General features: G+C 45.6%; 8 protein-coding genes and 1 pseudogene. 3 read left to right on the forward strand and 6 right to left on the reverse strand.

What is annotated here, in order from left to right:
• The 5 genes from A4E54_RS08005 to A4E54_RS08025 all read right to left on the reverse strand — a co-directional run.
• Positions 1 to 531, reverse strand: a 531-nt coding sequence (locus tag A4E54_RS08005; protein WP_286725476.1) for a class I SAM-dependent methyltransferase, incomplete at its 3' end; no start/stop codon positions are given.
• Positions 518 to 1,627 (reverse strand): glycosyltransferase family 4 protein, encoded by a 1,110-nt coding sequence (locus tag A4E54_RS08010; protein WP_240084318.1) that lies wholly within the window; start codon positions 1,625 to 1,627, stop codon positions 518 to 520. The genes A4E54_RS08010 and A4E54_RS08005, both read right to left, overlap by 14 nt.
• Before the next feature lie 27 nt (positions 1,628 to 1,654).
• Positions 1,655 to 2,947 (reverse strand): glycosyltransferase family protein, encoded by a 1,293-nt coding sequence (locus A4E54_RS08015; protein WP_240084317.1) that lies wholly within the window; start codon positions 2,945 to 2,947, stop codon positions 1,655 to 1,657.
• A gap of 25 nt (positions 2,948 to 2,972) precedes the next feature.
• Positions 2,973 to 4,319 (reverse strand): nucleotide sugar dehydrogenase, encoded by a 1,347-nt coding sequence (locus tag A4E54_RS08020; protein ID WP_240084316.1) that lies wholly within the window; start codon positions 4,317 to 4,319, stop codon positions 2,973 to 2,975.
• Between the two features lie 23 nt (positions 4,320 to 4,342).
• Positions 4,343 to 5,761, reverse strand: a complete 1,419-nt coding sequence (locus A4E54_RS08025; protein ID WP_240084315.1) for a polysaccharide biosynthesis protein — start codon at positions 5,759 to 5,761, stop codon at positions 4,343 to 4,345.
• 472 nt (positions 5,762 to 6,233) lie between these two features.
• Between A4E54_RS08025 and A4E54_RS08030 the strand changes: the two genes are divergently transcribed.
• The 3 genes and pseudogenes from A4E54_RS08030 to A4E54_RS08035 all read left to right on the forward strand — a co-directional run bounded on the left by A4E54_RS08030 (position 6,234) and on the right by A4E54_RS08035 (position 7,921).
• Positions 6,234 to 7,046, forward strand: coding sequence for a class I SAM-dependent methyltransferase (locus A4E54_RS08030; protein WP_240084314.1), 813 nt, complete (start codon positions 6,234 to 6,236; stop codon positions 7,044 to 7,046).
• A 245-nt stretch (positions 7,047 to 7,291) separates the two neighbouring features.
• A pseudogene (locus tag A4E54_RS15895) lies at positions 7,292 to 7,365 on the forward strand (transposase); the annotation flags it as partial.
• 322 nt (positions 7,366 to 7,687) lie between these two features.
• The gene (locus tag A4E54_RS08035; RefSeq protein WP_312038102.1) at positions 7,688 to 7,921 is read left to right on the forward strand and encodes a glutaredoxin family protein; all 234 of its coding nucleotides are present in this window, start codon (positions 7,688 to 7,690) and stop codon (positions 7,919 to 7,921) included.
• Here A4E54_RS08035 and A4E54_RS08040 read toward each other — a convergent pair.
• The coding region (locus A4E54_RS08040; RefSeq protein ID WP_286725481.1) for a penicillin-binding transpeptidase domain-containing protein at positions 7,918 to 8,749 on the reverse strand (832 nt) is incomplete at its 5' end. The genes A4E54_RS08035 and A4E54_RS08040 overlap by 4 nt on opposite strands.

Consider the following 8,749-nt stretch of genomic DNA (forward strand, 5'->3'; position numbering starts at 1 on the left):
TTGATCAACTGAAACAGGATCTATATCCACCCCTTCTGCGAGCCAGCCCTGCTTTTCCATAAACATTAGCTTTTGGCCGCTGCCGCACCCCACGTCAAGCAGGAGACCATTGGGTACTGAAGATAAGTACATCACACTAAAATCCAGATTTGCACGCCGGCCCGGATGAAAATAAAACAGCTGGCCCAGCATTTTCTTCCAATTATTAACAGAGCTATTGTTATACCCGTACTTTTTAGCTAAATAGCCTTCCCGGGCCCACTGATAGATACGCCGGGGCCAAGTGACAGAAGGGCAACCCGTTTCCCGGTGAGTATAATAGCTCTGATAAGCCTTGCCGATATCTTCCGCCAGCGGCATCGGATCAAGCCACATCAAGCCGCATTCGGAATCCGGACACTTGTTAATATTCCATTCTCCAGGCGCGTTGAAGAGCCGGTCCTGCAAACCATGGTATACGGGCTGCCCCTGCTTTCCGCATAAATAACAACACGGACAAGGACGCGCGCGGATGATATTATCGTTTACCATTCTCTATCTCCTCTTGGAGCCCATAAAGGACCCCCACCAATTTGGCTAGGTTGGACTGTATAGAAAAATAATGCTCAACTGTTTTCCTGCCCCGCCGGCCCATCTCCCGGCGCAGTTGGGCTGATTGGATTAAGCCGCAGATTTTTTTCACCCAATCATCCAAAGAGCCGGCCAGGAAACCGTTTACCCCGTCTGCTACAATTTCATTATTTACGCCAACGGGTGAGGCCACTGCGGGAATGCCCGCGGCCATGTACTGGAGAAGCTTCAACCCGCACTTGCCACGGTCATATTCATGATCGGCAAGGGGCATTACTCCTATGTCAAAGGTAAGAATTTGGCCGGCTTCATTATGCAGGGACCAGGTTCGATGTTCCACCTGAACACCGGGGCAATCATAATCTTGCCCGCCGACAACTCGCACCAAGATCTTGTATTTCCCGGCAGCTTCCTGAAAAACCGGTTTTAAAAAATTAAGGTACGGCAAGGAACTGGGCGTGCCAATCCAGCCGATCACATATGGCTCGCCCGGTTTTTTATCTGTAATTTCTTTCGCCGGATACCTGTCTAAATCAATCGTAGTGGGGATGATTACCACATTATTGCTATAATTCCTGGCGTAGGCGGCCAGGTAGGCGTTGCCGGCTATTACCGTGCCGCACCGGGTTATTATCCTGGCCACCCGGCCAGGGTCGGTAAATTTTTCCGCCAGAGTTCTTTTACGGTGAGAGTACGTTGTAAAAATTGCGTCGTCAAAATCAAAAATAGTTCTTTTGCCCAGTATCCCGGCAACCATACAGACAAGCACCTCAGGAAACGGGTATACATGCGGCAAAGCCAGCCGCTGGATAAATATTACATCGTAACGCCATATTATGAAAACAGCCAGGACGCGGGAAAGCGCCCTGAGCCCGAAAAAAACCGCCTTGGCTAATATGCCCTTGCTGGGAGCAAACCTGGCATATATATGATCAGAAACACCCGCCTTACAGTCGGCCACAATTCTTTGCCCGCGCAAGTAGTCCAGGTACTGGTAAACCCTGTACCGGCTGGCCGGGTCGTTTAACGACGCCGTTGGGAGAAATAGTACTTTCAACTCTTTGTGCCTCCATATCTTCAGCAATCAGCCAGTAATCGACTTTCTTTTAACCAGGCGGCCGAATATTCTTGTTAAAGTCCAGCTCCCTTGCATGCCTTCACTGATTAAAATAAAAGCTATCATTATTACTTGCAGGCGAACGCGATAAAGGCCGCCCATATTGGAAGAACCAAGGCTGTAAATAAATCCGAAGAATACAATTACGAGCAGGAAGAACAAACAGGCGCCCCGCTGATGCCGCCAGAGTTGTTTTGCTCCTCTAATAAAATAGTAGTATGAAATATACAAGAATATCATTTCCGGCACTGCGATAATACGTATTTGGCCGACGGACTGCCATGGCAGGGGTGCAAAAAGGAAATAGAATATCCCGACAGGCAAATATTTTAGAGCGTCGGCATAACTGTTAAAAGCTACTTCTCCGGCAAAAGCAGCCTCGCCGTAAGCTCCTTTTTGGTGCTGCTCCCCGATTGTTTCAATACTCTGGCTGAGGATATAATCCGTTCCCAAAAAACCATATCCCATTTGCTGCAAAGCAAGCCCGGCAATTAGAAAGATCGCCAGTGTATAGGCAAACCTCTGCCACCAAAGAAATTTGGTAGCAGTAAAAATGTACGAAACGCTGATACAAATGGCCAGCAATATCCCCACGTAAAACCGGAGCGAGACCAGCGCCATCAGCAGCAGGCACATAAACAGCACTTTTCCGATCTTAAACCTTTCCATCAGCTCAAGGTTTTGCTTAACGATTAGGGTAATTAAAAAAATTATTAAACTGTCTTTCAAATTTAAACTTGACCAGAGAATTGCCGAAGGGAAAAAAGCAGCAAGAACAAAGCTGATCCTGGCCGCCCTCGCTCCGCTTAGCTTCAGAGAAATAAAATACAGGCATAACCCTGTACCAATAGCCGCAATGCTGTTTAATACACGGAGCAGGTCCGGCTTAAATCCCGCCAGGAAATAAAACAGACCGTTCCAGTATAAATAACCGTAGTTGGCTTTGTTTATTACTATGCTTTCGCCTTCATGCCAGGTATCGGAAATCAGCCGGCCCATGTACTCATAATAAAGCGCGTCTGAAGTATTGACATAGCTGATAAAAGCTGTATCAAAGCTGTGCGTCGCCACAATAAAAAGCAACCTGACTAAAAGCGCGCCCAGCGCCAGTTTGAATAAAAATTTTCGATCAGGCGCCGGGACCTGATGCGCTCCGGCTAAGTATAAAATAACAGCGCCGAATATCAAGCAAAGCGGTATTACCAGCATATTCCCGGCCGTAAGAACACCAGCGGCAACCCCTATTAGTATTAAAAACACAACAAAAATCTTGATCCTTCCCCCCTTAAATTTTTGTTATTTTGTCTTTTCCTTTCCGTACATTTTTAGTCGCGTTGCGCGTGTCCAAAATAAGCCTGGCGTGCTCAGCAACCCATTGATAATCAATGCTAGAATGATCAGTTAGAATTAACACACAATCCGCCCCGGCTATTTCTTCCCTTGTAAGATTCAAGCTTTGCATATATCCTTCATGCTCACCGGAAAGCTGGAATTTTGGCACGTTAGGATCATGGTAGACAACTTCAGCATGGTTTTGCTGAAGAAAATTAATAATTCTCAATGCCGGGGATTCTCTTATATCATCAATATCTTTTTTATAAGCAACACCAAGGACTAATATTCTCGCTCCATTCAAACATTTTTTTTGCTTATTAAGGATGGCGGCTAATTTCTGAACAACATACTCTGACGCTTGCATGTTTATTTCTCCGGCGAGGTCGATAAAACGAGTGTAAAAGCCGTAGTCTTTAGCCTTCCAGGCCAGATAAACCGGATCAACTGGTATACAGTGCCCCCCTACACCTGGCCCCGGGTAAAAGGTTTGAATGCCAAAGGGCTTGGTGGCGGCAGCATCCACAACCTCCCAAATATCAAGACCCATCCTGTCGCAGAGAATCATGAACTCGTTAACCAGGGCAATGTTGACCGACCGGTAGGTGTTTTCGAATATTTTGGTCATTTCCGCGGCGGCAGGGGACGATACCGGTACCACCTGCTTCATGCTCTGGCTGTAAAAAGCGCAGGCCACGTCCCGGCACATGGGAGTGACTCCACCGATCACTTTCGAGATATCCCTGGTGGTATAACGCTTGTTACCGGGGTCAACCCTTTCCGGGGAAAAAGCTAAAAAAAAGTCCTTGCCGACAGTGTGGCCTGTTGATTCCAGAATAGGCAGAACCACTTCCTGGGTTGTTCCCGGAAAAGTAGTGCTTTCCAGGCTAATTAGCTGATTTGTTTTGAGCCGGCCGGCTATTTCCCTCGTTGCCGAAACAACGTAGGAAAGATCCGGCTGGTTCATTGATTTTAAAGGAGTCGGCACGCAAATGATGATTATGTCGGCTTCATTAAGCAGATCAAAACGGTGATGCGCGGCCAAATTACCATTTTTAACCAGGGCTCGCAGGTCATTTTCAGAAACGTCCTGAATATAATTTTCACCGTTGTTTATCTGTTCCACCTTTTCTATATCTTTGTCTATGCCCATCACTGAAAATCCGATTTTGGCCTGTTCAACCGCCAGCGGCAGGCCAACGTAACCAAGGCCGATTACCGCCACTTCGGCTGACCGGCTGTTTATTTTTTCTATTAATTGTTTCCCCGGGTGTTCCCCTTGCTCTTTGTATTCCGCCATTCGGAAGACACCGTCCCAAGTGATTATTTTCTAAAATCAGGAATTAATTTTTGCAATAAAACAATTATTTCATGTTCCCGGAAAGAAAAGCCCGGACTTTCCAGAACATAGAGAGAGGCCTCCAAAAGGTCAAAGTCTTGCCCGCACCCGGATACGGCAAAAATACGTTCATGCCCGGCGGGTATGGTTTTCTCACCCTCACCTACCAGTTGCTCAACTAATTTCTCACCTGGGCCAATGCCGGTAAACCGGATCGGTATGTCTTTTTCAGGCTCAAAGCCTGAAAGACTAATCAGCTTTTTAGCTAAATCAAGAATTTTCACCGGATTACCCATATCCAGAATAAAGATCTCTCCGCCCTTGGCCAGAACACCGGCCTGGATAACCAACTGCGCCGCCTCAACGGTAGTCATAAAATAACGCTCCATGTCGGGATGGGTAACGGTGACCGGACCGCCCCGGGCAATTTGTCTCTTAAACAAAGGGATCACACTGCCCCGGCTCCCTAAAACATTGCCGAAACGAACAGCGACAAAACGAGTTTTCCCCCTGCCGTTCATCCTCTGCACAATCATTTCCGCCACACGTTTTGAGGCTCCCATAATGCTGGTGGGGTTTACTGCTTTATCCGACGAGATCAGGACAAAGATACCGGTACCGGCCCGGCAGGCCGATTCGGCCAATATTTTCGTGCCGGTAATATTATTTTTTACCGCCTCTTCCGGGCACTGTTCCATAAATGAAACATGCTTATGGGCGGCAGCGTGAAATACCACGTCAGGCCTGTGTTTGTCAAATAACCGCCTCATGCGCGATCGATCTTTAATGTCGCCTATTTCAGGGATGAGCTGTAAGCCCTGAAAATTTTCCCTTAACTCAAGTTCAATTTCATAGATGCTGTTCTCTCCGCGTCCCAGCAAAATTAATTGTCCTGGAGCAAATTTCGCAGCCTGACGGCTTAGTTCGGAGCCGATAGAGCCACCGGCGCCGGTAACCAGCACGCTTTGGTTGGTCAGATATCCGGCTATCCGCTCCACATCCAGCGTTACCGGCTCCCGGTCAAGCAGGTCGCTTACCTCAATATCCCTGATTTTGCTGATTTTTATCTTTCCTGTAATCAGATCGTAAAAACCCGGCAGGATTTTTAAATGAGCCTTGCTCTGATGGCATTTTTCAATGATCTGGCCGATAACGCGGCCGGACGCTGAAGGTATCGCGATGATAATTTTTTTAATATCATAACGGTGAACAATCGCCAGGATGTCATTCCTGGTTCCTAAAACCGGCAAACCATGCAATACTAATTTTTGTTTTTTGAGATCATCATCAATAAAACCAACTGGTTTTAAATCATTGCTTTGACTTTGGCTAAGAACATCAGCCACAACTCCTCCCGCCACCCCGGCGCCGATTATTAAAACAGGCTCAGCCTTGCTTGCCACAGTTTTACCTCTTTTCAGCCCAAGCCAAATGCTTCTATTTTGCCAAAAATACACCTAAAGCATGATATGGGAAGGCGGCAGAAAAGGTTACTGCGATACCACGCCGCATGTGGTCGGTTCGCAGTACTAATACTGTCGGCAGGTCAAAAATAAAGCCGGCCTTTACAATTGATAAATATTTGCCTAATTATTGCCAGAAACAAAAATACGTTCCTTAAGGGCAGCCAGGTTGTAGTAGGTTATAACCGTAATGAACTGGATAAACTCTTTCATAACAGAAGGCCCATCTAATGGTGGCCTTCTGTTATTACCATACATATATTCCAATAGGTACCAATAGATAGACATAGCACTAATGATTCATATTTTTCATATATAGTAAATGATGAATTAAAAATAGTTCTATAATTTTAGGCAGGTCTCTGATATATTCACATATCAAAAAAGTAATTGAATGATTGGAGTAAGATTAATGACTTCTCGCGATGATACTATCAGCTCTATGCTCAAGTTGCCTGAAGATACTATTGAGAAACCGGATTTTTCTTTAACAGGTGCACAATTTAATGAGTTAAATGAAGATTTTATAAATAAACCAAAGATGAAAGATATTGGCAGATGGCATGTTACAAGATTTGTAAAAACGGTTTCGGAAATCCTCCCTTATGGAACAATCATATTAGATGCCGGAGCGGGAGAATGTGCTTATAAAAAATTCTTTTCACACTGCAAATATATTTCAGTTGATCTGGCAGTTGGAGAGGAGAAATGGAATTATCATAACTTGGATTACATAGCGCCCTTGGACGATCTTCCATTTGATGATTCATCGTTTGAAGCTATCCTCTGCACTCAAGTATTGGAGCATCTGGAAAGGCCTGGTGAAGCAGTAAAAGAATTGTACCGCGTATTAAAACCTAGTGGGAAACTTTTTCTAACTGCACCAATGGCCCATAAGGAACATCAAGTACCATATGATTTTTATAGATTCACTTCATTTGGATTGGAATCCATATGTAAGGACGCTGGATTTGATGAAATTACAATAACACCGTTTGGAGGCATGTTTACAAGATGGGCATATGAAATTCCCAAGATCCTATCTTTTATACCGGGAGCTGGTATTAGAACTGGAAAATTGCGATTTAAAGGTATTATTTTTTTACCGTTAAAGGTAATTTGCTTATTAATAGTTCGTCTAATTCAAATTTCTTTTCTTTTCATTGATCGATTTGATAGAGCAAAAGATTACCCTTTCGGCTGGTCTTTAACTGCACAGAAATAAATTTTTTGTAAAACCAATATTTTAGTCGATACACAACAATTGTTCTAAGAAGTTTTTTATTCCTGTAAAGTTATTGTCAAGAAAATTCCGTGATAATATCTGTACTGCCTAAAGCAATGTATGCGTCAAAACCTGCTTAAGTTTTATGGAAGTACCCAAGAATACCAGAATCTAAAGCTTTTCCGGAGTTTCTCAATCAGTACTACGAAAAAGACTGGTATAAAATCGCGGCCAGACAAGGACTTCTAACGCTAAAAGGCGTTGAATTCATCCGGCGATTTTTGATGCATATACTTCCAAAGTTTTTGTCAAAATCAGACAGTAAATTCAAGAAGGTCAAATATCAAAAGGTAATAATAAAAAAATGAAATCCCGTAGCTCTACAGTGGCCGCGACTTCGTTCTTCTAGGCCAATCAAAAATTTTGCCTATAGGGCTTTCACATTGGGATTGTTAAGGCTCAACTATTAGCTAATACCTGATAGTTGAGCCTTTTTACGGGTAAACTTCCGAATTGATCCCTTCAAGAACCGTCCCCATGACATACTCTATGACACACTTGCAGCAATTGTCAGAAATATTGCGTATAATCCTCATTGCATTTATCGAAAACTAATAAGAAAGAATACTGGAGGGATACACATGGAAAAAGAAGTAACCGTTTACACAACACCCACCTGACCCCATTGCACCCATGTGAAAGAGTTTCTTTCAGACAAGGGCGTGAATTACAAAGAAATCAACGTGGCGGCGGACTCGCGCGCCCGGGATGAAATGATCAGGAAAACCGGGCGGATGGCCGTGCCGACAATAACTATGGGCAGCCAGGTAGTGGTAGGTTTTAACCGTAACGAATTGGAAAAGCTGCTTCATTAATCAAAACGCAAAATCTGTTCCATTATTTCCCTGAAAACAGGCGCCGCCGATTCACTGCCGCTGGCGCCGTCTTCAACCAAAACGGTGACAATATAGCGGGGATTGACCCGCGGGGCGTAGCCGGTAAACCAGGCGTTCACCGATTGTTTACTGTTGCCGGTCTGCGCCGATCCCGTCTTGCCGGCGCTTCCATAGAACGGCACAGAGGCTTCTTTCCCGGCGCCTTCGTCAGTTGCCAGTTCCAATAAATCGCGCAGCACAGCGGCGGTATCAGGCCGGATTGCCTGGCGGCCGGCGTCTGAGGCAAATTCTTCGGCCGCCCCTCCGCTGCTTTTACGTACTTCTTTTACAAGACGCGGCACCCGGTAAACACCGTCGGAAACAACCGCGTTCACCATAGCCGTGACTTGGACGGGACTAACCAGCACAGGCCCCTGGCCGACACTGCTGTTTACCAAATTGTAAGGCTCTCCAATCAGGCTCAAATCCTGGCGCGGGTCGGGTGTCACCGGATAGCCTGTGACAGACTGGTTGTCCAAACCCAGCTTTCCGGCATACCCAATTATTTTTTGCGCGCCCAGACTTAAACCTACCCTGGCGAAAGCAGGATTGCACGATTCGGCAAAAGCGCGGGAAAAAGTAATGCTGCCGTGCCCCGCGTCATTCCAGCAATGAATTAAATTATCTTTTGTCCCGCCGCAGGTAAACAAGCTGTCGGTGCCGGCAACACCTTCCTCCAGGGCAGCCGCGGCAACCACAATTTTAAAAATAGAACCGGGCTGATAAAGAGCGGTGCAACGGTCAAAAAAACGCTCCCCGCCGCCTTCC

Origin of the sequence: Pelotomaculum sp. PtaB.Bin117 (assembly GCF_002067195.1) — a bacterium.
Taxonomy (GTDB): Bacteria; Bacillota; Desulfotomaculia; order Desulfotomaculales; family Pelotomaculaceae; genus Pelotomaculum_D; species Pelotomaculum_D terephthalicicum.

Bases quoted from the DNA above. Each gene is read 5' to 3' on its own strand.
- A4E54_RS08020 (WP_240084316.1), bottom strand. From the start codon at position 4,319: ATGGCGGAATACAAAGAGCAAGGGGAACACCCGGGGAAACAATTAATA.
- A4E54_RS08030 (WP_240084314.1), top strand. From the start codon at position 6,234: ATGACTTCTCGCGATGATACTATCAGCTCTATGCTCAAGTTGCCTGAA.